This window comes from Curtobacterium sp. RM9 (assembly GCF_054956955.1).
In genome coordinates this window covers 397741-423691 of the sequence record NZ_CM143271.1, presented here as the reverse complement: position 1 = coordinate 423691, position 25951 = coordinate 397741, and the positions used below count along the sequence as shown (strand labels likewise).

Genomic DNA, 25951 nt, shown 5'->3' with positions numbered 1-25951 from the left:
GGCCTAACCTATCGAGACAGATGACGACTTTCCCTGAATCCGTGGTGCTCCTCGCCGACGACCGTACCCCGATCGGCACGGCGGACAAGTTCACGGTCCACACCGACCAGACGCCCCTCCACCTGGCCTTCTCGTGCCACGTCCGGAACACCGACGGCGACGTCCTGGTGACCCGGCGCGCGCTGTCGAAGAAGACGTGGCCCGGCGTGTGGACGAACACGTTCTGCGGACACCCCGGTCCGGACGAGGCGTTCGAGGACGCCATCGCCCGACGGGCCTCCCGTGAACTCGGGATCACCGTCCGCGACGTCGAGCTCGTGCTGCCCGACTTCCGGTACCGCGCCGTGGACGCCTCCGGCATCGTCGAGAACGAGGTCTGCCCGGTGTTCCGCGCCGTGACCGACGACGTGCCGGCCCCCGCGGACGACGAGGTCGCCGAGTACGCCTGGGTGTCCGAGGAGTCGCTCCGCGCGTCGGTCGCGGGCGCGCCGTTCGCCTGGAGCCCGTGGCTCGGGTGGCAGCTCGCCGAGCTCGAGCGCGCCGGGCTGCACGTCACGCGCTGACCGCTCCCTGAGCCTCCGCTCACTCGACCGCGCCGCGTGCGAGGAGTAGCGTCGACGTTCGGCCGTCGCGTCCGCGCGGCCATGGTGGCGCGTCAGTGCTGCCGAGGACGACGCAGAAGGGCAGGTGAGGCGCGATGTCGGGTGACCATCCTCGATCGGGCCGAGCGACCGCCCCGGTCGTCCCCGCGCCCGTTCGCTGAACCACGCCCCGCCCCGGCCTGCCCGGGGACACGCGCCTGCCTGCTCCCGGTGAGAGGAGCACGCACATGGCACTGATCGACAACGCGGTCTACGTCGAGGGACGTCGCGTCGAGACACCGACCGCCATCGCGCCCGCGACCCGTGGCGACCTCGCCTGGATCGGCCTGCTCCGCCCCGACCCGGCGGAGCTCGACGCCGTCGCGGCCGAGTTCGACCTGCACGAGAACGCGGTCGAGGACGCCAGGAAGGGCCACCAGCGCGCCAAGCTCGAGCGGTACGGCGACACGCTCTTCCTCGTGCTCCGTCCGGCCTGGTACCGGTCCGACGTCGGCGAGGTGGCCTTCGGCGAGGTGCACCTGTTCGTCGGCGACCGCTTCGTCGTCAGCGTCCGGCACGCGGAGCGCCCGGACCTCGCCGCGCTCCGCTCCCGCGTCGAGGCGGACCCGGAGTTCCTCGCGAAGGGCTCGGAGGCGGTCACGGCGGCGGTGCTCGACGAGGTCGTGGACGGCTACGCCCCCGTCGTCGAGGTGCTGCAGGACGAGATCGACGCGATCGAGGACCAGCTCTTCGCCGGCCGCGTCGACCCCGGCGTCTCGAAGCGCATCTACCAGCTCCTCAGCGAGGTGCTCGGCTTCCAGCGGGCGACGACCCCGGTGCCCGCGATGGTCGAGGGGCTCCTCCGCGGTGCCGACAAGTACGGCGTCGACGACGAGGTGCAGCACCGGCTGCGCAACGTCCTCGACCACGCCCTGCGCGTGACCGAGCGCGTCGACTCGTTCCGCGCGCTGCTCGAGAACGCCCTCACCCTGCACGCCACGCTCGTGTCCCAGGAGCAGAACGAGGCCATGCGACGGATGACGAGTGCCAGCCTCGCGCAGGGCGAGGAGAGCCGCCAGCTCGCGCGGGCGGCGCACCGGCAGGGCGAGGAGGTCAAGAAGATCTCGTCGTGGGCCGCGATCCTGTTCGCCCCGGGGCTCATCGCCGGCGTCTACGGCATGAACTTCGACCACATGCCGGAGCTGCACTGGCGCTACGGCTACCCGGTGGCGATCCTCGCGATGCTCGTCCTCGCGGGGGTCCTGTGGGTCGTCTTCCGGAAGCGCAACTGGCTCTGACGAGCCTCCGGGCTGGCACGGAGCCGCCGGGCGTGCATAATGATCTGGCTCGGAATGTGAACGTGCACATCGAGGTGTCGCGGCGCCGGGCAGGAAACGAGTAGCGATGGCGTCGACGCGGGAACAGCAGCCGCGGTCGCCCAGCATCCGCGACGTCGCGCGGGTCGCAGGCGTGTCACACCAGACCGTCTCGCGCGTGCTCAACAACTCTGACGCCATCCGGGCCGAGACGCGCGACAAGGTCCTCGCGGCCATGGAACAGCTGCAGTACCGGCCGAACCGGGCCGCTCGGGCACTCGTGACCAGTCGTACGCGCACGATCGGCGTGCTCACGGCCCAACGCTCGCACTACGGGCCCGCCGTGACGATGCAGGCGATCGAGGACGCCGCCGTGAGCCGCGGCTACTCGGTGACGACCGCGAACATCGCCGACGCGACCGACGAAGCGGTGCGGGACGGACTGGGGCACCTGCTCGACCAGGACGTCGAGGGGATCATCGTCATCGCCCCGCAGCAGCGCGTGTTCGACCTCATCGAGGAACTCGGCATGCGGACGCCCTACGTGGCGCTGCGCACGAGTCTCGGGGACGAGCCGACGTCGCTCTTCGTCGACCAGATGGAGGGCGCCCGGCTCGCCACCGCGCACCTGCTCGACCTCGGCCACGAGTACGTCCGGCACATCGCCGGGCCGCGCGACTGGATCGAGGCGGAGGCCCGGATGCAGGGCTTCCTGCGTGAGATGAGCGACCGGGACATGCCCGTCAGCCCGCCGGTGCTCGGCGACTGGACGGCGGACTTCGGCTACCACGCCGGCCGGGAGCTCCTGCGGTACCGCGACTGCACGGCGATCTTCTGCTCGAACGACGCGATGGCCCTCGGGGTCATGCACGCGGCACGGTCGTACGGCCTCGACGTCCCGGGCGACCTGTCCGTGGTCGGGTACGACGACATCCCCGAGGCGAAGCACCTCTGGCCGCCGCTGACCACCGTGCAGATCGACTTCCTCGAGCTCGGGCGGCGCTGCGTGGAGATGCTGCTGCCGTCGGCGGAGCAGCCGCTCCGACCGGTGGACCTGGTGCCCCAGCTCGTCGTGCGCGGCTCCACGGGCGCCCCGCGCAAGCGCTGACCTCCGCCGCGCGCGGCGCGTCGTGCGACCGGAACGGCCGGGCCGGAGGAACCGTGCGGAAGTCCGCACCACCCCAAGGCGGGGGGCGTGCCGGGGCGCGTTCGGCCGGATCGCGCGGGCCGTTACGAAAACGCGACCGAACCGAATTGACAGCGGCGCCGATCCCGTGCGTAGTATTACCTCCGTTCCGCCGATGTGAACGGTCACATGACCGTCACACCGAGGGACACCGGACGCGACAACGAGGTCCACGCAGGTCTCCTGCGCCCTTCGCTGCCGCCAGCAGAACCACCCGAAGGACTGCCGCATCGCAGCGGCAGAAGGAGATGCACCGTGGCGTCAACCCCACAGGGACCGGACCTGGCAACCAGGTCCGTCACCAGCGCCGAGACCATCCTCGAGATGCGCTCGATCACCAAGGAGTTCCCTGGTGTCAAGGCGCTCTCGGACGTGTCGCTCAGCGTCCGCGCCGGCGAGATCCACGCGATCTGCGGCGAGAACGGCGCCGGCAAGTCGACCCTCATGAAGGTGCTGTCGGGCGTGTACCCGTACGGCACCTACAGCGGCGAGATCGTCTACGAGGGCGAAGAGGTCCGGTTCAAGGACATCAAGCAGTCCGAGCAGGCCGGCATCGTCATCATCCACCAGGAGCTCGCGCTCATCCCGGAGCTGTCAATCACCGAGAACCTGTTCCTCGGCAACGAGCCGGGCCGGTTCGGCGTCATCGACTGGACCGCCGCCCAGCTCCGTGCCCAGGACCTGCTCGCCCGTGTCGGCCTCGACGAGGACCCGGACACGCAGATCAAGAACCTCGGCGTCGGCAAGCAGCAGCTCGTGGAGATCGCGAAGGCCCTGCACAAGGACGTCAAGCTCCTCATCCTCGACGAGCCCACCGCGGCCCTCAACGAGAACGACTCGCAGCACCTGCTCGACCTCATCGTCGGCCTGAAGTCCAAGGGCATCGCGAGCATCATCATCAGCCACAAGCTGAACGAGATCGAGCAGATCGCCGACGAGATCACGATCATCCGCGACGGCAAGGCGATCGAGACCCTCAACGTGAAGGGCGACGGCGTCGACGAGGACCGCATCATCCGCGGCATGGTCGGCCGCTCGCTCGAGAGCCGGTTCCCGGACCGCACGCCGAAGATCGGCGAGGTGTTCTTCGAGGTCAAGAACTGGACCGTGCAGCACCCGCAGGACTCGTCGCGCCTGGTCGCGAAGGGGTCGAACTTCCACGTCCGCCGCGGCGAGATCGTCGGCTTCGCGGGCCTCATGGGCGCCGGCCGCACCGAGCTCGCGATGAGCATCTTCGGCCGCTCCTACGGCAACTTCATCGACGGCCAGATCATCAAGGACGGCCGCGAGGTCAAGATCACGAACGTCCAGCAGGCGATCGCGAACGGCCTCGGCTACGTGTCAGAGGACCGCAAGGCGCTCGGCCTCAACCTCCTCGACACGGTCAAGCGCAGCACCGTCTCCGCCGACCTGCCGAAGATCTCGAAGGCCGGCGTCGTCGACTCCCTCGAGGAGTACGACGTCGCCGAGAAGTACCGCAAGATGCTCCGCACGAAGGTGCCGTCCGTCGAGGACAACGTCGGCAAGCTGTCCGGCGGGAACCAGCAGAAGGTCGTCCTCTCCAAGTGGATGTTCACCGACCCGGACCTGCTGATCCTCGACGAGCCGACCCGCGGCATCGACGTGGGCGCCAAGTTCGAGATCTACGGCATCATCCAGCAGCTCGCAGCACAGGGGAAGGGCATCATCCTCATCTCCTCCGAGCTCCCCGAACTCCTCGGCCTCTCGGATCGCATCTACACGATCTTCGAGGGCCAGATCACGGCCGACCTCCCCGCGGACCAGGCCGATCCCGAATCCCTCATGCGCAGCATGACCTCGGCGCGGAAGGGCGCACTCGTCTCATGAAGAACCTGAAACTGCTCTTCGGCAAGGGCAACAGCATCGGCCAGTACGGCATGATCATCGCGTTGATCGCGATCCTGATCATCTTCTCGATCGCCACGAACGGGCTCATCCTCGAGCCCACGAACATCATCAACGTGTTCCTGCAGTACTCCTACATCCTCATCCTCGCGCTGGGGATGGTCATGGTGATCATCGCTGGCCACATCGACCTGTCGGTCGGCTCCGTGGCCGCGTTCACGGGCATCATCGTGGCGCAGTCGATGGCCCAGTGGAACTTCCCGGCCTGGGCCGCGATCCTCCTCGGCCTCGCAGTGGGTGCGGCCGTCGGCGCGTGGCAGGGCTTCTGGGTGGCGTTCGTGAAGGTCCCGGCCTTCATCGTGACGCTCGCCGGTCAGCTCATCTTCCGCGGTGCGAACCAGATCATCGGCAACTCGACCTCGCAGCCGGTGCCGGAGTCCTTCACCCCGATCGGAGCGGGCTTCCTGCCCGACTTCGGTCCGGCGACGCCGTTCTCGAACGGCACCGTCCTCCTCGGCCTCGTGACCTGCCTCGTGCTGGTCTTCATGGAGGTGCGCGGCCGGCAGCGTCGCAAGAAGATGCAGGCCGAGCTCGTCCCGCTCTGGGTCTCCTTCGTCCGCACGGGCATCCTGGTCGCGGTCACCCTCGTCGCCACCTACCTGTTCGCCGCCGGCCCGGTCGGCACGTCGATCCCGATCGTCGCGATCATCCTCGGCGTCCTCACCATCGTCTACGGCTTCCTCACCAAGAACACGATCTTCGGCCGCCAGGTCTACGCGGTCGGCGGCAACGCGAACGCCGCGGTGCTCTCCGGCGTCAGCGCCCGCAAGGTCAACTTCTTCGTGATGATGAACATGTCGGTCCTCGCCGCTGTCGCCGGCATGGTCTTCGTCGCCTACTCCGGCGCCTCGGGCCCCGCTGACGGCACCGGCTGGGAGCTCGACGCGATCGCCGCCGTGTTCGTCGGTGGCGCCGCGGTCGCCGGTGGCATCGGCACCATCTCGGGCTCCATCATCGGTGGTCTCGTCATGGCGCTCCTCTCCAACGGCCTCTCCCTGGTGGGCCTCGAGTCCAACAAGGTGCAGATCATCCGCGGTCTCGTCCTGCTCGTCGCCGTCGCCTTCGACGTCTACTCGAAGTCGCAGGGCCGACCCTCCCTCATCGGCGGCATGCTCAAGCAGTTCCAGCGGAAGGACACCGAGCAGAACACGGTGGCCGCCCAACAGCCGCAGTCCATCCAGGACCAGCCGGAGAAGGTCAACTCCTAGCACGTGGCGGCCGGCGGGCCCGTCCCGCCGGCCGCACGATCCCCTCACCCACAGCACCACCCCTCAACGAAGAGAAAGCAATCTCATGCGCAAGAAGCTCATCGCCGGCATCGGTCTGGCACTCGTCGCGGGCCTCGCCCTCAGCGGCTGCTCGGCTCGCGGCACCTCCGGCTCGGACTCGGGCTCGGAGATCAAGAAGGGCGACACCATCGGCGTCGCGCTCCCGGCGAAGACCTCGCAGAACTGGGTGCTCGCGGGCGCCGCGTTCAAGAAGTCGATCGAGGACGCCGGCTTCAAGGCCGACATCCAGTACGCCAACGCCGGCAACCCGGTCCCGGACCAGCAGGGCCAGATCCAGGGCATGGTCACCAAGGGCGCGAAGGCGATCATCATCGGTGCTGCCGACGGTTCGCAGCTCGGCACGCAGGTCGCCGCGGCGAAGAAGTCCGGCGCGACCGTCATCGCCTGGGACCGCAACATCCTGAACACCAAGAACGTCGACTACTACGTCGCGTTCAACAACTTCAAGGTCGGCCAGCTGCAGGCCCAGGCCCTCCTCGACGGCATGAAGGCCAAGAAGTCGAGCGGCCCGTACAACATCGAGCTCTTCTCCGGCTCGCCCGACGACGCCAACGCGAAGGTCTTCTTCAACGGCGCGATGGACGTCCTCCAGCCGAAGATCGACGACGGCACGGTCAAGGTCGTCTCGGGTCAGACCTCGTTCTCGCAGACGAACACGCAGGGCTGGCTCGCGCAGAACGCCCAGTCGCGCATGACCGACATCCTGACGAAGTCGTACACGAGCGCCGAGCTCGACGGCGTCCTGTCCCCGAACGACACGCTCGCCCGTGCGATCCTCACCGCGACGAAGGCGGCCGGCAAGCCGAACCCCATCGTCACCGGTCAGGACTCGGAGACCGCGTCGATCCCGCTCATCATGAACGGCACGCAGTACTCGACGATCTACAAGAACACCACGGAAGAGGCCCAGGCGGCCATCGACCTCGTGTCCGACCTCGCCGACGGCAAGACCCCGAAGACGACGAAGGACAAGAACAACGACAACGGTGCGAAGGTCGTCCCGGCCGTCGAGCTCACGCCGATCCTCGTCACCAAGGAGAACGCGGCGGAGGCCTACAAGGGCAACGACACCCTCGAGGCGCTCACCAAGTAACACGCTCCACCAGCACCACCCGGACGGCCCCGTCTCGCACCAGCGAGACGGGGCCGTCCCGCGTTCGACGTGGTGCCCACGGGGCGGACGGGAGGCGCGTGGCGGCCCCGCCCCGCGCCTCCCGTCCGCCGGCTCGTGCGGTCTCGGGCCCGGTCAGCACCCGTGTGCGTCGCGCATCCGCAGCGCCGCCGCGCGCAGGTACGGCACGTCGGTCCGGACGGCCTCGCCGATCTCGACGAGGCGCATCCGGATCGCGTCGTACGCGACGTCCTCCGGAAGGGCGTCGTCCTCAACGGAGCGTTCGATGACGTCGCACGCGGCGATGACGTCCCCGAGCCGGTCGGTGACCGCGCGGCTCACAGTGGCACCGCGTCCCGGAGCGCGTCCGCCCCCATGCCGGCGGCGTCGGTCACGTCGACCCGGACGCCGAGGAGCTGCTCCGCTTCGTCCTGGATCCGCATGAGCGTGGAGATGCCGAGCCCGGGGCGGAGATCGACCATGAGGTCGACGTCGCTCGTCGGTCCGTCGTCACCGTGGGCCACGCTGCCGGAGAGGCGCGGGTTCCGTCCGCCGTACCGCTCGACGATCGCGAGGAGGTCGCCGCGCGCAGCCGCGACACGCTCTCGGAGGGGCGGCGGATCGGCGACGGGCCGGAGGTCGACCGCGGTCTCGAAACCCGCGGCCAGCACGAGCCGTTGCAGGGCCGCGAGCGAGGGCTCGCGACGGCCGTTCTCGTAGGTGCTGATGACGCTCTGCGTCACGCCGGCCCGCTCGGCGAGCTGGACCTGGGTGAGTCCCGCACGCAGACGAGCGCCCCGGATCAGGTCGGCGGCGACCAGGGGCCGGGGAGCACGCGGAACGACGTCGGCCATGCTGCAACGATACACAGCATGCGACATTCCGTACGCACGAGAAAGACCTCAGCGCTGCGAGACGTCCGCCCGGTGGAAGTTCAGCGCCGACCGCGACGGCGTCGGACCGCGCTGCCCCTGGTAGCGCGACTGGTACTCGGCCGACCCGTACGGCTTCTCGGCGGGGCTGGAGAGCTGGAAGAAGCAGAGCTGCCCGATCTTCATGCCCGGCCAGAGCTTGATCGGCAGGGTCGCCACGTTCGACAGCTCGAGGGTGACGTGCCCGGAGAAGCCCGGGTCGATGAAGCCCGCCGTGGAGTGCGTGAGGAGGCCGAGGCGACCGAGCGAGCTCTTGCCCTCGAGTCGGGCGGCGATGTCGTCCGGCAGCGTCACGACCTCGTACGTCGAACCGAGCACGAACTCGCCGGGGTGCAGCACGAACGCCTCGTCCGGGTCGGTCTCCACGAGCCGGGTGAGGTCCGGCTGGTCGACCGCGGGGTCGATGTGCGGGTACTTGTGGTTGTCGAACAGCCGGAAGAACTTGTCGAGCCGGACGTCGATGCTCGACGGCTGGACGAGCGAGGCGTCGTACGGGTCGAGGCCGATCCGGCCATCGGCGAGCTGGGCGGTGATGTCGCGGTCGGAGAGCAGCACGCCGAGCAGCCTAGCGGCAGCGGAGGCCGGCCGATATGCTGCGAGGCTGCCCTCCGGGCGGCGGACAACGGCCGTCCGACCGGCCGACACGGGAGGCACCGTGACCGCGTACACCGTCGAGGAGCTCGTCGTCCCGGCGACGATGGACGACGACCCGGCACTGGTCCAGCCGTTCCGCGACTGGCTGGCGGTGATCGACGCCGCCGAGGTCGCCGTGCATGGGTTGCCGGAACTGCCGTGGACACCCGCCGAGTACCTGCCGCTGTGCCACGAGCCAGGGGCACCGAGCCGCCTGTTCGTGGTCCGCGACGATCGGGGGACGATCGTGGCGTCCGGTTCGTACGACTCGAAGACCGAGCCGGGGACGACGAACTGCTGGCTCTCGCTCGGCGTCCACCCCGAGCACCAGCGCCGTGGGATCGGGACGCTGCTCGCGGACCACCTCGAGGCGCTGGCCCGGTCCGAGGGTCGGTCGCAGTGGAAGGCGTACGCGGTGTCCCGGCAGGTCGGGCCCGCGACCGGCCCCGGGTTCGTCCAGGCGCCGACGGGTTCCGGCGCGGTCCCGTCGGACGAAGCCAGCGTGCGCTTCCTCACCGGTCGCGGCTGGCGGTTCGGTCAGGTGAACCGGATCAGCCGCCTCCCGCTGCCTGGCGACGCATCCGTCGTGCGCGAGCTGCACGACCGCGCAGCGGCGGCCGCCGGTGACGCGTACCGCGTGCACACCTGGACGGACCGGACCCCGGACCGGTGGCTCGACGACATCGCGCTCCTGCACACCAGGATGAGCACCGACGCCCCGTCCGGCGACATGGCCGAGCCCGAGGACGCCTGGACCGCCAGCCGGGTCCGCGAGTCCGAGGAGGAGCTGGCGCGTGCACCGCACACCATGCTGACCATCGCCGTCGAACACGTCCCGAGCACCACCCTGGCCGGTTTCAGCCAGCTCAAGGTACCGGACGACCCGGGTCGCGCCGTCATGCAGTGGGACACGCTCGTCCTCCGCGAGCACCGCGGGCACCGGCTCGGCTGGCTGCTCAAGGTGGTCGGGATCGAGACCGTCGAGCGGGACCTGCCGGGCCGCCCGTCGATCATCACGTTCAACGCCGAGGAGAACCGGCCGATGCTCGACGTGAACGAGGCGGTCGGGTTCGTCGGCGTCGGCAGCGAGGGGATCTGGGAGCACCGGGACTGAGACCGGGGTGTCAGGCGACGGACCTACCATTGGACGGTCATGACCGTCACGTCTGCAAGCACCCAGCCGGGAGGCACGGCGCACGAACCAGCGCCCGTCACCTCGCGCACGTCCACCGTCGCGACGGTCCTCGTCATCGCGATCCCGCTGGCGGTCGCCTGCGCGGTCCTCGGGTTGACCCTGACCGGCGCCTTCACCGCGGGTCAGCAGCTCGTCTCGGCCGGTGACCTCGTCGAGTACGGCCTGCCCGTCGCGCGGGTCGTGCACGACACGACCGCTGCGCTCACCATCGGCCTGCTCGTGGTCGCCGCGTTCGCGCTGCCGGCGCAGAAGCAGGACCACCGGCGGATGTCGAGCGTGCAGCACCGTGCCGCGCGCTGGGCAGCCGCCGCGGGCGCCGTGTGGTTCCTCGCCGCGGTCGTCGGCATCGTCTTCACCGGCGCGAACACCCTCGGCGTCCCGCTCACGGACCCGGTGTTCGCCCGGAACTTCGTGCTCTTCGCGTTCCAGGTCGAGATCGGCCAGTCGCTCGTGGTGTCCGCCGCGGCCGTCCTGGTGGCGACGCTCGTGGCCGCGTTCGCGACCCGGGTGACCACGCTCGCCGTGTCCACCGTCGCGGGGCTCTTCGCCCTGCTCCCGCTCGCCCTGTCCGGGCACGCCGCGGGCAGCCTCGAGCACGCCAACGCGGTGAACTCCCTCGCGGTGCACCTCGTCGCGGTCTGCGTCTGGGCGGGCGGCCTCGTCGCCGTGCTCGTGCTCCGGACCCGCACGAAGGGTGCCACCGGCCGGGTCGTCGCACGCTACTCGACGCTCGCGGGCTGGGCCTTCGCGGCCGTCGCGTTCTCGGGCATCGTGAACGCCTCGCTCCGGCTGACCGGACCGCTCGACCTCGTCACGACGACCTACGGCTGGCTCATCACGGTCAAGGCCGTGCTGCTCGTCCTGCTCGGGCTCGCCGGCGTCGTGCAGCGCCGCAGGCTCGTGCCCGGGCTGCTCCGCGCCCCGCTCGACCGCCGGCTCTTCGTGCGGTTCGCCCTCGCCGAGGTCGTGTTCATGGCCGTCGCGATCGGCGTCTCGGTCGCGGTGTCGCGCTCGCAGCCGCCGATCCCGCAGACGCCCGAGACCGGCGAGGACACCCGCTCCGGCCTGATCGGCTTCCCGTACCCGCCCGCACAGACGCTGCAGACGTACCTGACGCAGTGGCACGTCGACTGGGTGTGGGCAGGCCTCGCCGTCGTCGGCGCCGGCTGGTACCTGCTCGCGGTCCGCAAGCTCCGACAGCGCGGGGACTCCTGGCCGGTCGGGCGCACGATCGCCTGGGTGCTCGGCTGTGCGCTGTTCCTCTGGACGACGTCGGCCGGTCCCGCCGTCTACGGCATGATCCACTTCTCGTCGCACATGGTGCAGCACATGCTGCTGATGATGTTCGTGCCGTTGCCGCTCGTGCTCGGCGGTCCGGTGCTGCTCGCACTGCGGACCCTGCCGGTGCGGAACGACGGCTCCCGCGGCGCCCGCGAGTGGCTCATGCTCTTCACGCACTCGCGGTACATGCAGTTCCTCGCACGGCCCGCCGTCGCGGGGGTGATCTTCGCCGGGTCGCTCGTGGTGTTCTACTTCACGCCCGCGTACCAGTACGCCATGCAGTCTCACGAGTGGCACGTCGCGATGGTCGTGCACTTCGTGTTCAGCGGGTACCTGTTCTTCTGGGTCTTCGTCGGCGTCGACCCGGGGCCGGCCCGCCCGCAGTACCCGATCCTGATCATCGCCCTGCTCGCGACCCTGGCGTTCCACGCCTTCTTCGGCGTCGCGGTGATGACCTCGCAGTCCGTCTTCGCGCTCGACTGGTTCCACGCGCTCGGCCAGACGAACGACGCCGCCCTGCTCGACGACCAGCACACCGGCGGCGGGATCGCCTGGGGTGCGTCCGAGCTGCCGATGGTCTTCGTCGCGCTGCTCGTCGTCCGCAACTGGGTCCGGTCGGACAGTCGCGACGCGAAGCGCCTCGACCGCAAGGCCGAGCGCGACGGGGACGCCGACCTCAAGGCGTACAACGAGCGGCTCGCCGCCATGCACGACCGCGACTGACCGGCCCGCAGCCGTCCGGACCCGGACACAGAACCGCCCACCGTACGGTCCGTACGGTGGGCGGTCCTGTGCGGCCGGCGTCTACTCGCCCGTGCCGCGGGCTGCTCGAGTCCGACGGACGAGGAGCAGGACGAGCCCGGCGAGGAGCAACGCTGCTGCGAGGGCGAGTCCGGTGCTGACGGCGATCGTCGACCCGGTGAACGCCAGTCCCCCGCTCGCCGCGGGAGCGGTCGCGGCCGGCGTGGACGGCGCTGCGCCCGGAGCGACGGGGGTCGCGCTCGGCGTGGTCGGCGTCGACGGGTCCGCGCCCGGCGAGGGTGCCACCGCCGCCGCGCGGACGGTCACGACGACCGCGTCCGACGTCGCGGCGGCGTGCCGGTCGTCACCCGAGTAGCGGGCGGTGATGCCGTGGGTCCCGACCGTCAGGGTCGTGACGGCACAGCTCGTCGTCGGGAGCGTCACGGTGCAGAGGACCCTCCCGGCCTCGCGGAACTCGACGGTGCCGGTCGGCGCGGGCTCGGAGCCCACCGGCTGCCCGAGACCACCGACGCTGAGCGTCACCGGCTGGCCGGCGACCGAGGAGTCCGGGGCCGCCACCGAGGACGTCAACGTGATCGGGGTCGCCACCTTCGACACGACGAGGACGCCCGCGCCCTGCGACGCGGCGTGGTCCGCGTCGCCGAGGTAGGACGCCGTGAACGCCGTCCGCCCGGCCGCGGACGTCGGCAGCGTGCAGGTGGCCGTGCCGTCGCGCAGGGCCGCGGTGCAGAGCTCCGCGCCCGTTGCGGTGTCGGTGAACCGCACGGTACCGGTCGGCTCGGTCGCGCCGGTCGTCTCGGACGAGGTGACCGTGGCGCTGAGCGTCGCGTCCGAGCCGACGGTGACGTCGACGTCCGGCGCGGCGACCGCGGTCGCCTGCGGTGCGACGACGATCTGCCGCGTTGCGGTGACCGCCTCGGCGTCTGTCGAGGAGACGATCGTCGAGATGCTCGTCGTGCGGGCCGATCCGGCCACGGTGTAGGGGATGCTCAGCGTCGGCAGGGCGGTCCCCGGTGCCCGGACGGCCGCAGCCTGCTCGCAGGAGACGACCTGGCCGGAGACGGTGCAGGTCCAGCCGGTGCCGGACGCGCCGACCGCGGACGGGGTCACGTCCGCGGGGAACGTGGTCGTCGTGCGGACGGGCTGCGCCTCGGAACCGCCGTCGGCGGAGACGGTCGGGGTGACCGTGTAGGTCCCCGCACCAGCGTGCGCGACGCGGGTCGCGCCTCCCGTCTCGGCCGTGAGGACCGGGACCGGTCCGGCCGCGGTGGTCGCCAGCAGGTCCGAGACCTCGTGGATGTCGTACGCCCCGCCGGTCCCGGCGGTCCAGCCGTAGGTGAGCTTGTAGGGGTACCCGGTCGCAGGGTCGATCCACGAGGGGTCGATTCCCGCCGCGTTGGCCCCGCTCAGCGTCGGCAGCGCTCCTCGGATGACCTGCGGCGTCGAGCCGATGCCGGTCACCACGACCGCGTACTCCCCTGCCGGGACCGACACGCTCGTGTTCTGCCGCGCGGTGATGGCCGAGGCGGTCGGGTTCACGACCACCTCGACCGGGACCGCCACGGCGGCACGGTTGCTGATCCCGTCGCCGCGGAGCGGACCGGTCATGTCCGTGGTCGACCGGACGCAGTACCCGGAGTACCCGTCACCCGGACCGCGGACGGTGAGCGAGTTCGGGTGCTGCCCCTGGTCGACGGCACCAGGACACCCGTCGGTGCCGGCCGAGAAGCTGCCGTACGTGTCGAGGCCGATGCCGAGGTACGCGTGCGGGAGACCCTCGACCCCGCCCTGGGCCCATGACGCGTAGCCGAGTGCGCCGCCGAGGTAGCCGAGCCGCTCGGGCACGGCGGGGTTGTACGGATCGGTCGCAGCGAGGTAGAAGACGATGCCGTCCGCGCCGTTGCCGTTGTACTGGTAGCTCGTGAAGGACGCGTCGAGGCCCTTGCTCATCGGGACCGACTGCCTGGCACCGACCCCGCCCGCCTGGGACTGGCCCGCACTGGTGAGGCGGAGGGCCCCGCTGCCGTCGACATCGGTCGGGAAGGCGCAGGTCGGGATGCTGCCCGTGTTCGTGCCGGCGGTCGGCCGCGCGGTGAGGCACGCGACGTTGCCCGAGGTCGCCGTGGTCGACGGCAGGACGAAGCCGTCGCCGACGTCCGAGCCCGAGAAGGACTGCGCGACGAAGGTCGTCTGGGCCGGAGCGGCGCCGACCGCCGAGGTGACGTCGGCGCCGACGAGCGCGAGGCCGGCGAGACCGGCCACGGCGAGGCCGGCGAAGATGCTGCGGACGCGCGTGCGGGCGCGCTGCGGGGATCGAGGAGGCACTGGAGCCCTGTTCGGTGAGGAGGACGCCGACGAGGAGCAACGGCCCGGCTCGTCGGCTCGGGTCCGTACACCGTAGAACGACCCGGTCTCCCCGGGGCCTCGGTGCTCTCCGATGGCCCCCGTACTGGGGACACGCGACACGGGTCGCTCGCCGGGAAGCGCCACGACCGGGCGCGCGGTGTCAGTCGCCGTGGACGATGCAGACGGCGTCGAGGTCCATCGCGGCACTGAGCGCGGCGGAGATCCCGGACTCGCCGTCCGCCCCGGCCGGGGTGACCGTGTCCACCCACCACAGCGGCGTCGGCACCCGGGGGGCGTCCGGCAGGATCCGCTCGACCTCGTCGAGGGAGTCCACGCGGCGGACGCCGAGCACGGTGATCACCGGGTGCGTACTGTCGCGGCACACCTGGATCATCGGGCCGTCGTCGAGCGCCCGCACACCCCAGGTCTCGTCGTGCAGGAGCAGCGCCTCGGCGACCTCCCGCGTCTCGACCGGCCCGCGGCAGAGGAGGGTCACGTCACGGGGCACCGGGACCGCCGTACGCGCGGGAGCCGGCACCGCCGACGTGGCCGTCGAGGGCTCCTTCGTCGTGCGCGGGGTCGAGCGGCGCGCCGCCGACGAGCTGCAGGAAGCGGTCCTCGTCGATGCGGTCGAGGAAGGCCTCGAGCGCCTCCCAGCCGTCCTCGAATCGGACGACGAGTCCGCCGCCGCCGAAGGACGACGTCGCGGTGCGCGGCGGCGGCCAGACACCGTCGCGGTCGAGGAAGGTCGATGCCTCCGGGCCGACGACGACCGCGAGCGGGGACGGCTCGCCGTGCGCGACGGCACGGACCAGGTGGTCTGCGTCGCCGCGGCGCTGCATGACGACGCCGAACACCGGCTCGACGTCCTCGGCCACGCGGTGCACGGCGTCGAGGAGCCGTGCCGCGAGCTCCGGGTCCGCACCGTCCTCGGGCACCGTCAGCACGGCCGACATGGTCTCGACGACGACCCCGTCGAGCAGGTGCGCGGTCATGGTCGCCGAGAACCCCTCGCCGACGGCGTAGGACGTGGAGACGCCGGGCGCCTCGTGCTTGGCGTACTGCGTCACGACCCAGCGGTCCCACGGCACGGTCAGCGGCTCGGCGGTGCCCCAGCGCGTCGGACACGTGCCGACGGTGTCGCACAGGGCCTCGATCGCGGAGCCGATGTCGACGGCGCGGGCCGCGTGGTGCCGGAGGGTGAGGTCGATGCTGATCTGCCGGACCGAGTCGCTCGACACCGCGTGCTCGGGCGACGGCATGCCGACGAGCTCGGGGCCGCGGTGGACGAAGTCCTCGATGCCGGAGGCAGCGACCCCCGTCCGCCCGTCGCGCAGGCTGCCGTCGTGGTCAACCACGGCCCATGCGGCCGCGTGTGCACTCAACGCGTGCCGCAGGGCGGGGGTGAGAGCCGCCTCCCGGCCGGTGCGGAGCACGACGGTGCGACCCGACTCGGAAGCACGGCGGAGGAGCGAGGCGAGCGCGTCCGTCAGCCACACCACCGGCGCGGAGGAGTCCACCACGACGGCGGAGCCGATCACGTCATCGATGAGGGGATGCCTGACCATCCGGGTCCTCCTCGGGGGTTCTTCGGCGCTGGATCCCCCTGGACGGTACACACGAGGGCGACACCTGTCCGTCAGCGTCGCGTGCTCACAGCGGAGACACGGGGAGGCACTCGGCTGGCGTCCAGCAGAGAATCCGCTAGGCTTGATCCGTCCCGCTGAGCGGGATGCGCGAGTGTAGTTCAATGGTAGAACTTCAGCTTCCCAAGCTGATAGCGCGGGTTCGATTCCCGTCACTCGCTCTCTCACGACAGGTCGCTGTCATGCCTCGTCTCCGTCCCGCCTCCGCGCGGATCCTGGTCGGTGCCGTCGCCGTGCTCGCGCTCGCAGGCTGCTCGACAGGGCAGGCGGACAGCACGTCCGGGGGCCGCAGCGCGACTCCGACCGCGACGTCGACACCGACGACCAGCGCTGCCGACCGGTCCGCGTTCGACGCTGCCTCGGCCTCGCTCGAACGGCGGTACGACGCGACGATCGGCGTGGTCGGGATCGACACCGGGACCGGCCGGGCCGTCTCGTACCGCGCGGATCGGCGCTTCGGGTACGCCTCGACGCTCAAGGCGTTCGCGGCGGCCGAGTTCCTCTGGACCGTGCGGGGCACGCAGCGGGACGAGGTCGCGCGGTGGACCGCCGAGGACGTCGCCGCCGCCGGCCACTCCCCCGTGACGAGTCGGCACGTGGGAGACGGCCTGACCTGGGCGCAGCTCGCGGAGGCGGCCGTGCGGGAGAGCGACAACACGGCGATGAACCTCGTGCTCGACCGCATCGGCGGGCCGTCGGCGCTGCAGGCCGGGCTCGCCCGGCTCGGGGACACCACGACCGAGGTGGTGCACACCGAGCCGTCGTTGAACGCCGTCCGAGCGGGCAGCACCGAGGACACCACGACGGCTGCGGCGTTCGCGGCCGACCTGCGCGCGGTGCTCGGCGGACGAGCCGTCGGCCTCGACGCCGCGGACCGTGCGACGCTGCTCGACTGGATGCGCGGGAACGCCACCGGTGACGCGCTCGTCCGCGCCGGAGCGCCCACCGGGTGGACGGTCGCGGACAAGTCCGGCGGGGCAGGCGGGATCCGGAACGACGTCGCGTGGGTCACCCGACCGGACGGCGACCCGATCGTGCTGGTGGTGCTGACGACAAGGAACGCCGACGGCGTGCCCTACGACGACGCGCTGGTGGCCCGGGTCGCCGCAGCGGCGTTCGACGCACTCGCCGACTGACTCCGTTCGTCACCCGGGCCGGTCGGATCCGCTCGAGGCCGTACGCTCGTCCGATGGAGCCGGAGCAGGGGCAGGAGCATCCGCGCGAGCAGGAGCGCGAGCGTGAGCAGGGCCACCGGCACGTCGTCATCGGTGGCGGGGTGGTCGGTGCAGCCACCGCGTACGCCCTGACCGCCCGCGGCGAGCGCGTCCTGCTGCTCGAGCAACACGGTCGCGGGCACGCGCTCGGGTCTTCGCACGGCGCGACGCGGATCTTCCGGCAGGGCTACGCGGACGCCGAGTACGTCGCGCTGACCTCGCGGGCACTCGCGCTGTGGGAGGCGCTCGAGGCGGCGAGTGGACGGCAGCTGATCGACCGGACGGGTGCCGTCGACCACGGCCGGCCTGAGGCCGTCGACGCCATCGCTGCGGCCCTCGCCGACGCGGGCATCCCGTTCGAGACCCCGTCGCCGGACGACGCTGCGCGCCGTTGGCCCGGCATCGCCTTCGAGGGGCACGTCCTGGTGCACGCGAGCGCGGGGCGCATCCGGTCCGCCGAGGCGATCGAGGTGTTCCTGTCCCTCGCGGAGCGGACCGGGCTCGCGGACCTCCGCTTCGACACCAGGGTCACCACCGTCGACGACCACGGCGAGGAGGTGACCGTCAGCACCACGGGGCCGGACGGGACGACGACGGCGTACCGCACCTCGTCCGTGGTGGCGGCCACGGGGTCGTGGGCGCCCACGCTGGTGGGCGAGCTGCTCGCGCGACGCGGGGCGCGCCTCCCGGCCGTCCGCGTCACCCAGGAGCAGCCCGCCCACTTCCCCAGCCACCTGCCGGACGAGGCCTGGCCGAGCTTCGTGCACTGGGCCGACGGCGACGACGTGTACGGGCTGCTCACCCCGGGCGAGGGCGTGAAGGTCGGCTTCCACGGCACCGGCCCCGTCGTCGACCCGGACGAGCGCGACTTCACGCCGGTCCCCGCCGAGGCCGAGCGACTGCAGGCGTACGTCGCGCGGTACGTGCCGGGGGTCGACGCCGCACGACCGGCCTTCATCAGCTGCCTCTACGACACGACGCCGGACGAGGACTTCGTGCTCGACCGGCGCGGGCCGCTGACCGTCGCGACCGGGTTCTCCGGGCACGGGTTCAAGTTCGCGCCGCTGCTCGGGGAGATGCTGGCGGACCTCGCGACCGGGGGCGACCCCGTGCCACGGTTCGCGCTCACGCCCTCGCCCTTGTCCTCGTCCTCGCCCTCGCCCGCCTGAGCGGGAGCAGGCGCGGGCGCGGCAGCGGGCGCGGGCGCGCGCGGAAGCAGTCGTCGGCACCCCGTTACGGTGGTCGGGTGCACGTCGTCATCGCTCCCGACTCGTTCAAGGGCACCGCGAGCGCGGCCGCCGTCGCCACCGCCGTCGCCGAGGGCTGGCGCGCCGAGCGCCCCGAGGACGACCTGACCCTCGTGCCGATGGCGGACGGCGGCGAGGGCACGCTCGACGTCGTCGCGACGGTGTTCCCCGACGCAGAACGGGTGCCGGTCACCGTGACGGGTCCCGCTGGTAGGCCCGTCGAGACCACGTGGCTCCGGCTGCCCGACGGCCGAGCGGTCGTCGAGCTCGCGGCGACGAGCGGCCTCCCGCTGCTCGACGGCGAATTGCTGCCGGACACGGCGACGAGCAGGGGCTTCGGCGAGGCGATCGCCGCTGCGCTCGACGCGGGGGCCACCGGGCTCGTCCTCGGCATCGGCGAGAGTGCCTCCACGGACGGCGGGCGGCCGGTGCTCGAGGCGCTCGGGTACGACGGCGACGCGGGGCACCTCCGTCCGCTGCCGCTCCTCGGGGTGACCGTGCTCACGGACGTCACGGCGCCGCTGACCGGGCCGGCGGGCGCCGCCGCGGTGTTCGGGCCGCAGAAGGGCATCACCGCCGACCGCGTCGCCGACGTCGACGCCCGCCTGACCGAGTGGGCCGCACGGTTCCCCGGGGTGGACCCGGCGACACCGGGGGCGGGGGCCGCCGGCGGGGTCGGGTTCGGGCTCCTCGCCTGGGGTGCGACGCTCGTGCCGGGAGCCACGGCACTCGCCGACCTGCTCGGGCTGCCGGCCGTCCTCGCGGCTGCGGACGTCGTGGTCACGGGCGAGGGGCGGTTCGACGGGCAGTCGGCGGCGGGCAAGGTGCCGGTCGTCGTCCGGGAGCTCGTGCGTCGACACGCACCGGACGCCCGCTCGGTGTTGGTCGCCGGCGAGGTGGCCGCGCCGCTCGACGACTTCGCGGCGGCGGCGTCACTCACGGTGATCGCGACGCAGACGACGGGCGAGCCGGACGACGCGCTCCGGGACCCGCTGCGGTTCGCGCGCATCGCCGGGGAGCGGTTGGCGCGCCTGGCCTGAGCGGCTGGGTCCCGGACGAGACCGGACGGCGACCGGAACGACGGTCGCGCTCCCCGCAAGTCGAGGGGAGCACCATCGCAACCTCCCACCGGGCCGACCGGGCGTCCATCATCGAATGCGGGCCGCACCCGGCCCGAGCACCGACCCCGAGGAGACCCTTGCGCACCGTCAACGCGTACGCGGCACCGTCCGCCACCGAGCCGCTCGTCAAGACCACCATCACCCGCCGCGACCTCGGCCCGAACGACGTCGAGATCGACATCGCATACGCCGGCATCTGCCACTCCGACATCCACACCGTCCGCGGTGAGTGGGGCCCGATCCAGTACCCCCAGGTCGTCGGCCACGAGATCGTCGGACACGTCTCCGCCGTCGGCAGCGACGTCACCAAGCACCAGGTCGGCGACCGGGTCGGCGTCGGCTGCATGGTCAACTCCTGCGGCGAGTGCGAGCAGTGCCTCGCCGGCCAGGAGCAGTACTGCCTGAAGGGCAACATCCAGACCTACGCGGGCATCGACCCCGCCGACGGGTCCGTCACCCAGGGCGGCTACTCCGAGGCCGTCGTCGTGAACGAGGACTTCGTGCTCCGCGTGCCGGAGTCGCTCGACATCGAGAAGGTCGCGCCGCTGCTCTGCGCCGGCATCACCACCTACTCGCCGCTGCACCACTGGAAGGTCGGCCCCGGCTCGAAGGTCGCCGTCATCGGCATGGGCGGTCTCGGTCACATGGCGGTGAAGATCGCCGTCGCGCTCGGCGCCGAGGTCACGGTGCTGTCGCAGACCACCTCGAAGCAGGAGGACTCGCTCCGCTACGGCGCGAAGGCCCACCACGCGACGAAGGACCCGGCGACGTTCGAGCAGCTCGCGAACTCGTTCGAGCTCATCATCAACACGGTCTCGGCGAAGATCCCGATGGCGTCCTACCTCGGCCTGCTCAAGGTCGACGGCACGCTCGTCAACGTCGGTGCCCCGTCCGAGCCGCTCGAGGTCCCCGCGTTCGCGCTGATCCCGCGTCGGCTCAGCTGGGCCGGTTCGGCCATCGGCGGCATCGCGGAGACGCAGGAGATGCTGGACTTCTGCGCCGAGCACGGCATCCTGCCGGAGACCGAGCTCATCAGCGCCGACCGGATCAACGAGGCGTACGAGCGCGTGCTCGCCTCGGACGTCCGGTACCGCTTCGTCATCGACGCGGCGACGTTCGCCTGAGCGGCTCGCGCACCAGCGCGAGCCGCTCATGCTCGCGCACCAGCGCGAGCACCAGCGCGCGCACCTGACGCACTGGAGGCGCGGAGCGGCCCCGCCCCGCGCCTCCCGTCCGTCTCCCCTTGTCCCCGGAACGCGACGCGGCGATCCGACGCGCGCAGCCGCCTGTCGCCCGCCGACCCGACGCGAGAGGCTTGGTGGATGAGCAACACACCCGCCGAGGGATCCGCCCTCGTGTCGGTGTCCGGCACCGACACGGATGCCGCGATCACCGACCTCGCCGGGATGTACGCCGGCCGTACGTGGCACTCGGCACGCTCCGACGACGACTTCTGGTACCGCTACGTCGGGATCGGCGACCAGGGCATGAGCATCCGCCGCTCCCAGATGCACGGCACGCTCCGCGGCGACGTCGCCGTCGAGGGCGAGGTCGTCGTCCAGTGGATCGACTCCGGAACCGCGACGGTCGACGTCGGACGTGACGCGATCCGCATGCAGCCGGGCGTCCCGACGCTGTTCCCGATCGAGCAGCGGTTCGACATGGACTACCGCGACTGGGACCAGCGGCTCGTGCACCTGGACCGCGACCTGGTGCTCGACGTCGCCTCCGAGCGGTACATCGTGGACGGCTCGGTGGCCTTCGACCGGTTCACGCCGCCGAGCGCCGATGCCGTCGTGCGGTGGCGGGGGGCCGTCGTCGACGCCGTCCGTGCCCTGCGCACCGACGGCGTCGAGTCGTTGGCGTGGCACGAGGCCCAGCGCGAGACGGCACGGGCGCTCCTCGACCTCTACCGGTTCCGCTCCGAGGCGGCCCCCGCCGGATGGGGCGAGCACCGCAACGCCCGCGTCCGCGGCGCCGTGGAGTACATCCACGCGCACGCGCACGAGCCGGTCACCGTGTCCGACGTCGCGCGTGCGGCCGACCTCAGCGTGCGCGGGCTGCAGGAGGCGTTCCAGCGCTCCCTCGACCGGACGCCGATGCAGTACCTGCGCGAGGTCCGGTTGCGGCGCGCGCACGAGGACCTCCGTCGCGCCGAGCCCGGCAGCGTCACGGTGGCGGACGTCGCCGCGCGGTGGGGCTTCACCCACATGGGTCGGTTCTCCGGCGAGTACCTGCGGCGGTTCGGCGAGTACCCGAAGCAGACGCTGCGACGCTGACGGACCCCGCCGCCGCCGGCCGTCAGCCGATCTCGTCGCCGGACGGCAGGGCCCCGCACCAGTCGACGCCGACCGCGTCGACGCTCGCTTCGAGCGCCCCGGAGGTCGCGTCGACGATGCTGACGAGCGTCGAGCTGCCCGAGGTCGTCGTGACGGCGGCGAACTCACCGTTCGGCGAGGGGCAGACCGCGGTCACACTGGCGTCCGACGGCACCGCGACCGACAGCCGGGAGGCGCGACTCCCCTGCACACGCACGATGCGTTGGGCGAGGGTGCCGTCCGACCGCACCTCCCCCACCACACGCAGGTAGCTGTCCGCCGTCAACTGGGCGATCCGCCCGAGGTACGGCGCCTCGGTGCTGCCCGGCGGGGCGACGATCGGGGTCCGCCGGCCGTCGGTGAGGTCGAGCTGCACGATGCCGGTGCCGGACTCCACGACCGCGGTCGTGCCGGTGCCGACGAACCCGTGCAGGAAGGTGGCGCTGCCGAGCCGCACCGCGTCGGTCCGACCGCTCATGTCGACGAGCACGAGGTCGTCCGTGCCGGTCCGGACGAGGGCGCGCTCGGTGCGGGGGACGTACGCCCACTGCCCGACGGACAGCGGTTCGGCGCCGATCTCCGGCTTCCCCTGCGCGTCGATGGCCGTCGGCATGTGCGTGCCCGTCATGTCCACGACGTACAGCCCGACGTTCCGCGACTGCCCGGTGGCGGTGTCCGCGTACTCGAACCCGAACGACGACCCGTCGTCGGCGGTGTGCAGCGCCGTGACCCGGCCGGCGGCGGTCGGCAGGGTGAGGTGCTCGACCTCGACGCCGTCGTCCTGCACACCGCCGGCGAGGGGCACGATGTCGACCGCTGATCGTCCGTCCGAGCCGCTCACCACGACGAGGGACCGACCGAGCGGTGCGTACTCGGTGATGCCGCGCGCCGAGTACACGGTGCGGACCCCACCGGCGTCGAGCGAGCGGCGGACGATCCGGTCCGCCGCACCGCCGGCGCCCGGGACGAGGGCGAGGACGTCCGTGCTGCCGGTGCGGATCGCTGCGCGCAGCTGCGAGGTCGCCCGCTGCCCCGGGGCCCGGACGTCGGACACGGTGATCTCGTACGCCCGGTCGTACGCCAGCGGTCCGGCGAACTCGACGGCGATGGTGTTGCCGCTCGCCGTGACCGTGTGGGCGGCGGCGGGGGTGACCCGGACGTCCTCGGCCGAGACCCGGTCGAGGGCCTGGTTCGCGGTGAGGACGACGCGCTGCGCCGGCCGCGACACCAGACCGGTGGCGTCGTACGACACGTCCCGCAGCCGGGGCCCCTGCCCGGAGCCCACGACCGCGGCGACCGCGCCGACGAGCACCAGGACGAGGACGGTCGCGGTGAACCGGCGGCGGAACCGGTCCGGTCGCCGTCGACGCTGCTGCTGCTCGGGCTCAGTACTCATACGGGTCGCTCGGCTGCTCGATGGTCCGGACGGTGGCCGCGCGGACCACGAGCCGGGCACTCGCGGTCTGGTCCGGGTTCGCCGCGACGGCGCCGGTGACACGGACCCACCGCCCCTCGTCCGGCACCGTTCCGTCGGTGACCACGCCGAGGCCCACCGGCTGCGCGTCGACGGCGCAGCAGCTGATGACGAACCTGGTGAGGGTGAAGGTGCCGTCCGACCCCGGCACGACGAACCCGGTCAAGCGCACGCGCTCCCCCACCAGGGCCGACGTGTCGGTGGTCTGCCGGATGAGCGCCGCCCAGTCCTTCACGCCGTACTCGGACGTGTCGACGTCCGCACCGCCGAGCAGCGCCACCGGGCCGGACCCCGTGGCGTTCGACAGCGTCGGTGAGTCCACGCTGCGCTGCTGGGCGGTGCGGGCGGAGAGCGTGGTCGGGGGCAGGACGAGCATGGCGACGGTGACACCGACCGTGACCAGTGCCGCGGCGCTGGCGAGCGTGGTCCGCGCGACGCGCCGGGTCCGCGCCCGCCCGGCGCGGTCCAGCCCGGCGTGGTCCGGCCCGTCGTCCGGCCCGGCGTGGTCGTGCGTGTGCGCGTGACCCCCACCGAGGACCACCAGGCCGGCGAGCGCGGCGGGTACGGCGAGCGCCGCCAGCACGATCGTGAACACCGCGTAGCGCGGGTTGATGTAGAGGTCGAGGTGCCCGACCACCGCGAGCCACAGGGTGCACAGCGCGACCGCGAGCACCGACCCGAGGCCGAGGTACGACGCGGCGCGCGATTCAGACGAGGACATTCATCACCAGTCCCACGGTGGCGGCGAACAGGACGCAGACGACGGCGAGGAGCACCAGGAACCGGGCGCGGAACGTCGTCCGGAGCAGGGCGATCATCTTGACGTCGATGATCGGCCCGATGATCAGGAAGGCGGTGATCGACCCCGGCAGGAACGTCGACGCGAACGACAGCGCGAAGAACGCGTCGACGTTCGAGCACAGCGAGATCGTCATCGCGAGCAGCATCATCGCCGCGACGGACAGCACCGGGTTCGCCCCGACGGACACGAGCGCCGACCGGGGCACCGCGACCTGGATGGCCGCGGCGAGTCCGGCACCGACGAAGAGCGCGGGCATCATCGTCGCGGTCTCGCCGCCGAACTGGGCGGCGCTCTCCCGCCAGCGGTCACGGACCGGCGGTGCCCCGGCGGCCGTGCGGCAGCGGGCCTCGAAGGCCGGCAGCAGCAGCTCCGCGGGTCGGCGGTGCGCGGCGACGACCCATCCGACGAGGTTCGCGACGACGAAGCCCCCGACGATCCGGACCGGCAGGATCCACCCGGACCAGCCGAACGCCTGCGCGGTGCTGATGATCACCAGCGGGTTGAGGATCGGGGCGGCGACGAGGAAGGTCACGGCCTCCGCGGGCGTGAACCCGCGGAGCATGAGACCTCGGGCGAGCGGGACGTTGCCGCACTCGCACACCGGGAAGAGCATGCCGATGAGGGAGATCACGGCGCGGCGCGGTACCGGCCGCTGCGGCAGGACCCTCTCGAGCACGCCGACGGGCACCCACACCTCGACGACGATCGACAGCAGGATGCCGAGCACGACGAACGGCAGCGACTCGACCACGACGCTGATCGCCAGCGTGGTGAAGTCCTGCACGACGTCCGGCAGCCCCGCCGTCCCGACCGCCGGCGACAGCACGCGCACGGCGAGGAGGGCCGCGACGGCGAGCAGCACGAGGCCGGGGCCGGTGCGGGTGCGCGTCGCGACGGGGCGAGTGGGAGCGCTCGTCACCGGGACAGGATAGGCGACACGCGCGCGGAACCAGGCAGTGGGCCCCGGTGCCGACGAACTGCGTCAGCGGCGAGCGAGCCCGTCGAGGTGCCGGTCGAGCACCGCGGTCGCCCACTCGCCGGACTCCCCCGGAGCGAGCCGGACGACGTGCAGCGCGAGTCCGTCCACGAGCGCGTGCAGCCGCGTGGCCTCGTACGCACGGTCGGACGACGGCACGCCGAGCAGGTCGAGGACCTCCTCGCTCCACCGGCGCATCTCGTCGACGGTCCGGTCGACCGCGGGGCGGAGCGCGGGGTCGGTGAGCGCGGCGGTCCCGAGGGCGAGGTACACCTCGAGCTCGACGACGCGCTCGTGGTCGAGGGGCAGCAGCTCGAGGACGATCCGGTGCGCGCGCTCCCGAGCGTCGAGGCCGTCCGGGATCGCCCGGATGCGCTCGTCCGTGCGGTCGAACACGATCCCGATGGTGTGCTCGCGGAGGCTCGCCTGCGTCGGGAAGACGTACCGCACCGTGCTCGGGGGCAGCGCTGCCTCGGCCGCCACGTTCCGCACCGAGAGCGCCGCGAGGCCGTCACGCACGAGGACCCGCATGGCCGCCTCGGACACCGCCCGACGCCGTCCCTCGAGGTCGATGCTCCTGGTCATGCCCCCATAC

The 25951-nt window shown here is 72.0% G+C and carries 23 protein-coding genes and 1 tRNA gene; 14 read left to right on the top strand and 10 right to left on the bottom strand.

What is annotated here, in order from left to right; genetic code table 11:
- Positions 1-20 precede the first annotated feature (20 nt).
- The 6 genes from idi to ACY3FI_RS02065 all read left to right on the top strand — a co-directional run bounded on the left by idi (position 21) and on the right by ACY3FI_RS02065 (position 7391).
- Entirely contained in the window at positions 21-563 is a 543-nt protein-coding gene (gene idi / locus ACY3FI_RS02090; RefSeq protein ID WP_462549076.1) for an isopentenyl-diphosphate Delta-isomerase, read from the top strand.
- 266 nt (positions 564-829) lie between these two features.
- Positions 830-1879, top strand: a complete 1050-nt coding sequence (locus ACY3FI_RS02085; RefSeq protein ID WP_462549075.1) for a magnesium and cobalt transport protein CorA — start codon at positions 830-832, stop codon at positions 1877-1879.
- Between the two features lie 106 nt (positions 1880-1985).
- The gene (locus ACY3FI_RS02080) at positions 1986-3005 is read left to right on the top strand and encodes a LacI family DNA-binding transcriptional regulator (RefSeq protein WP_462549074.1); all 1020 of its coding nucleotides are present in this window, start codon (positions 1986-1988) and stop codon (positions 3003-3005) included.
- Positions 3006-3407: 402 nt separating this feature from the next.
- The gene (gene mmsA, locus ACY3FI_RS02075) at positions 3408-4931 is read left to right on the top strand and encodes a multiple monosaccharide ABC transporter ATP-binding protein (protein ID WP_462549073.1); all 1524 of its coding nucleotides are present in this window, start codon (positions 3408-3410) and stop codon (positions 4929-4931) included.
- Positions 4928-6217 (top strand): multiple monosaccharide ABC transporter permease, encoded by a 1290-nt coding sequence (gene mmsB, locus ACY3FI_RS02070; protein WP_462549072.1) that lies wholly within the window; start codon positions 4928-4930, stop codon positions 6215-6217. The genes mmsA and mmsB overlap by 4 nt, the downstream gene beginning before the upstream one ends.
- 85 nt (positions 6218-6302) lie before the next feature.
- Positions 6303-7391 carry a substrate-binding domain-containing protein gene (locus tag ACY3FI_RS02065; RefSeq protein ID WP_462549071.1) on the top strand — a complete coding sequence of 363 codons (1089 nt, stop codon included), beginning with the start codon at positions 6303-6305 and terminating at the stop codon, positions 7389-7391.
- 153 nt (positions 7392-7544) lie between these two features.
- On the opposite strand, the gene ACY3FI_RS02060 is transcribed toward ACY3FI_RS02065, so the two are convergent.
- The 3 genes from ACY3FI_RS02060 to dcd are packed head-to-tail and all read right to left on the bottom strand — an operon-like array spanning position 7545 to position 8896.
- A complete protein-coding gene (locus tag ACY3FI_RS02060) occupies positions 7545-7751 on the bottom strand; it encodes a ribonuclease HepT family protein (protein ID WP_462549070.1) in 207 nt (68 codons plus the stop codon).
- The gene (locus ACY3FI_RS02055) at positions 7748-8263 is read right to left on the bottom strand and encodes a helix-turn-helix domain-containing protein (RefSeq protein ID WP_462549069.1); all 516 of its coding nucleotides are present in this window, start codon (positions 8261-8263) and stop codon (positions 7748-7750) included. Before ACY3FI_RS02055 ends, ACY3FI_RS02060 begins: the two co-directional genes overlap by 4 nt.
- A gap of 48 nt (positions 8264-8311) precedes the next feature.
- Positions 8312-8896, bottom strand: a complete 585-nt coding sequence (gene dcd / locus ACY3FI_RS02050) for a dCTP deaminase (RefSeq protein ID WP_462549068.1) — start codon at positions 8894-8896, stop codon at positions 8312-8314.
- Positions 8897-8996: 100 nt separating this feature from the next.
- Between dcd and ACY3FI_RS02045 the strand changes: the two genes are divergently transcribed.
- Complete coding sequence (locus ACY3FI_RS02045; protein WP_462549067.1) at positions 8997-10088, top strand: GNAT family N-acetyltransferase; 1092 nt, start codon at positions 8997-8999, stop codon at positions 10086-10088.
- A gap of 39 nt (positions 10089-10127) precedes the next feature.
- Positions 10128-12173, top strand: coding sequence for a bifunctional copper resistance protein CopD/cytochrome c oxidase assembly protein (locus ACY3FI_RS02040; protein WP_462549066.1), 2046 nt, complete (start codon positions 10128-10130; stop codon positions 12171-12173).
- An 81-nt stretch (positions 12174-12254) separates the two neighbouring features.
- On the opposite strand, the gene ACY3FI_RS02035 is transcribed toward ACY3FI_RS02040, so the two are convergent.
- The 3 genes from ACY3FI_RS02035 to ACY3FI_RS02025 form a co-directional block, all read right to left on the bottom strand.
- A complete protein-coding gene (locus ACY3FI_RS02035; protein ID WP_462549065.1) occupies positions 12255-14537 on the bottom strand; it encodes an Ig-like domain repeat protein in 2283 nt (760 codons plus the stop codon).
- A 181-nt stretch (positions 14538-14718) separates the two neighbouring features.
- Positions 14719-15066 (bottom strand): hypothetical protein, encoded by a 348-nt coding sequence (locus tag ACY3FI_RS02030; protein ID WP_462549064.1) that lies wholly within the window; start codon positions 15064-15066, stop codon positions 14719-14721.
- Positions 15056-16126: a DUF6177 family protein gene (locus ACY3FI_RS02025; RefSeq protein ID WP_462549063.1), complete on the bottom strand. Its 1071-nt coding sequence runs from the start codon at positions 16124-16126 to the stop codon at positions 15056-15058. Before ACY3FI_RS02025 ends, ACY3FI_RS02030 begins: the two co-directional genes overlap by 11 nt.
- 168 nt (positions 16127-16294) lie before the next feature.
- On the opposite strand from ACY3FI_RS02025, the gene ACY3FI_RS02020 reads away from it, so the two are divergent.
- The 6 genes from ACY3FI_RS02020 to ACY3FI_RS01995 all read left to right on the top strand — a co-directional run bounded on the left by ACY3FI_RS02020 (position 16295) and on the right by ACY3FI_RS01995 (position 22065).
- Positions 16295-16365, top strand: a tRNA-Gly gene (locus ACY3FI_RS02020).
- Between the two features lie 21 nt (positions 16366-16386).
- A complete protein-coding gene (gene bla / locus ACY3FI_RS02015; protein WP_462549062.1) occupies positions 16387-17340 on the top strand; it encodes a class A beta-lactamase in 954 nt (317 codons plus the stop codon).
- Positions 17341-17393: 53 nt separating this feature from the next.
- Positions 17394-18587, top strand: a complete 1194-nt coding sequence (locus tag ACY3FI_RS02010) for an FAD-dependent oxidoreductase (RefSeq protein ID WP_462549061.1) — start codon at positions 17394-17396, stop codon at positions 18585-18587.
- 77 nt (positions 18588-18664) lie between these two features.
- Positions 18665-19705, top strand: a complete 1041-nt coding sequence (locus ACY3FI_RS02005; RefSeq protein ID WP_462549060.1) for a glycerate kinase — start codon at positions 18665-18667, stop codon at positions 19703-19705.
- Positions 19706-19863: 158 nt separating this feature from the next.
- Positions 19864-20910, top strand: a complete 1047-nt coding sequence (locus ACY3FI_RS02000) for an NAD(P)-dependent alcohol dehydrogenase (protein WP_462549059.1) — start codon at positions 19864-19866, stop codon at positions 20908-20910.
- A gap of 198 nt (positions 20911-21108) precedes the next feature.
- On the top strand, positions 21109-22065 hold the full coding sequence (locus tag ACY3FI_RS01995) for a helix-turn-helix transcriptional regulator (RefSeq protein ID WP_462549058.1): 957 nt from the start codon (positions 21109-21111) through the stop codon (positions 22063-22065).
- 22 nt (positions 22066-22087) lie between these two features.
- On the opposite strand, the gene ACY3FI_RS01990 is transcribed toward ACY3FI_RS01995, so the two are convergent.
- From ACY3FI_RS01990 to ACY3FI_RS01975, 4 genes are all read right to left on the bottom strand, one after another.
- Positions 22088-23500 carry a hypothetical protein gene (locus tag ACY3FI_RS01990; RefSeq protein WP_462549057.1) on the bottom strand — a complete coding sequence of 471 codons (1413 nt, stop codon included), beginning with the start codon at positions 23498-23500 and terminating at the stop codon, positions 22088-22090.
- Entirely contained in the window at positions 23490-24299 is an 810-nt protein-coding gene (locus tag ACY3FI_RS01985) for a TIGR03943 family putative permease subunit (protein ID WP_462549056.1), read from the bottom strand. The genes ACY3FI_RS01990 and ACY3FI_RS01985 overlap by 11 nt, the downstream gene beginning before the upstream one ends.
- Complete coding sequence (locus ACY3FI_RS01980) at positions 24286-25299, bottom strand: permease (protein WP_462549055.1); 1014 nt, start codon at positions 25297-25299, stop codon at positions 24286-24288. The genes ACY3FI_RS01985 and ACY3FI_RS01980 overlap by 14 nt, the downstream gene beginning before the upstream one ends.
- 63 nt (positions 25300-25362) lie before the next feature.
- Positions 25363-25941, bottom strand: coding sequence for a TetR/AcrR family transcriptional regulator (locus ACY3FI_RS01975; RefSeq protein ID WP_462549054.1), 579 nt, complete (start codon positions 25939-25941; stop codon positions 25363-25365).
- Positions 25942-25951 lie beyond the last annotated feature (10 nt).

What these genes read in the sequence shown, in the direction of transcription:
- idi (WP_462549076.1), top strand. Translation starts at nt 21, where the DNA reads ATGACGACTTTCCCTGAATCCGTGGTGCTCCTCGCCGACGACCGTACC.
- ACY3FI_RS02085 (WP_462549075.1), top strand. Translation starts at nt 830, where the DNA reads ATGGCACTGATCGACAACGCGGTCTACGTCGAGGGACGTCGCGTCGAG.
- ACY3FI_RS02080 (WP_462549074.1), top strand. Translation starts at nt 1,986, where the DNA reads ATGGCGTCGACGCGGGAACAGCAGCCGCGGTCGCCCAGCATCCGCGAC.
- mmsA (WP_462549073.1), top strand. Translation starts at nt 3,408, where the DNA reads ATGCGCTCGATCACCAAGGAGTTCCCTGGTGTCAAGGCGCTCTCGGAC.
- mmsB (WP_462549072.1), top strand. Translation starts at nt 4,928, where the DNA reads ATGAAGAACCTGAAACTGCTCTTCGGCAAGGGCAACAGCATCGGCCAG.
- ACY3FI_RS02065 (WP_462549071.1), top strand. Translation starts at nt 6,303, where the DNA reads ATGCGCAAGAAGCTCATCGCCGGCATCGGTCTGGCACTCGTCGCGGGC.
- ACY3FI_RS02055 (WP_462549069.1), bottom strand. Translation starts at nt 8,263, where the DNA reads ATGGCCGACGTCGTTCCGCGTGCTCCCCGGCCCCTGGTCGCCGCCGAC.
- ACY3FI_RS02040 (WP_462549066.1), top strand. Translation starts at nt 10,128, where the DNA reads ATGACCGTCACGTCTGCAAGCACCCAGCCGGGAGGCACGGCGCACGAA.
- ACY3FI_RS02025 (WP_462549063.1), bottom strand. Translation starts at nt 16,126, where the DNA reads ATGGTCAGGCATCCCCTCATCGATGACGTGATCGGCTCCGCCGTCGTG.
- bla (WP_462549062.1), top strand. Translation starts at nt 16,387, where the DNA reads ATGCCTCGTCTCCGTCCCGCCTCCGCGCGGATCCTGGTCGGTGCCGTC.
- ACY3FI_RS02010 (WP_462549061.1), top strand. Translation starts at nt 17,394, where the DNA reads ATGGAGCCGGAGCAGGGGCAGGAGCATCCGCGCGAGCAGGAGCGCGAG.
- ACY3FI_RS01995 (WP_462549058.1), top strand. Translation starts at nt 21,109, where the DNA reads ATGAGCAACACACCCGCCGAGGGATCCGCCCTCGTGTCGGTGTCCGGC.
- ACY3FI_RS01990 (WP_462549057.1), bottom strand. Translation starts at nt 23,500, where the DNA reads ATGAGTACTGAGCCCGAGCAGCAGCAGCGTCGACGGCGACCGGACCGG.
- ACY3FI_RS01985 (WP_462549056.1), bottom strand. Translation starts at nt 24,299, where the DNA reads ATGTCCTCGTCTGAATCGCGCGCCGCGTCGTACCTCGGCCTCGGGTCG.
- ACY3FI_RS01975 (WP_462549054.1), bottom strand. Translation starts at nt 25,941, where the DNA reads ATGACCAGGAGCATCGACCTCGAGGGACGGCGTCGGGCGGTGTCCGAG.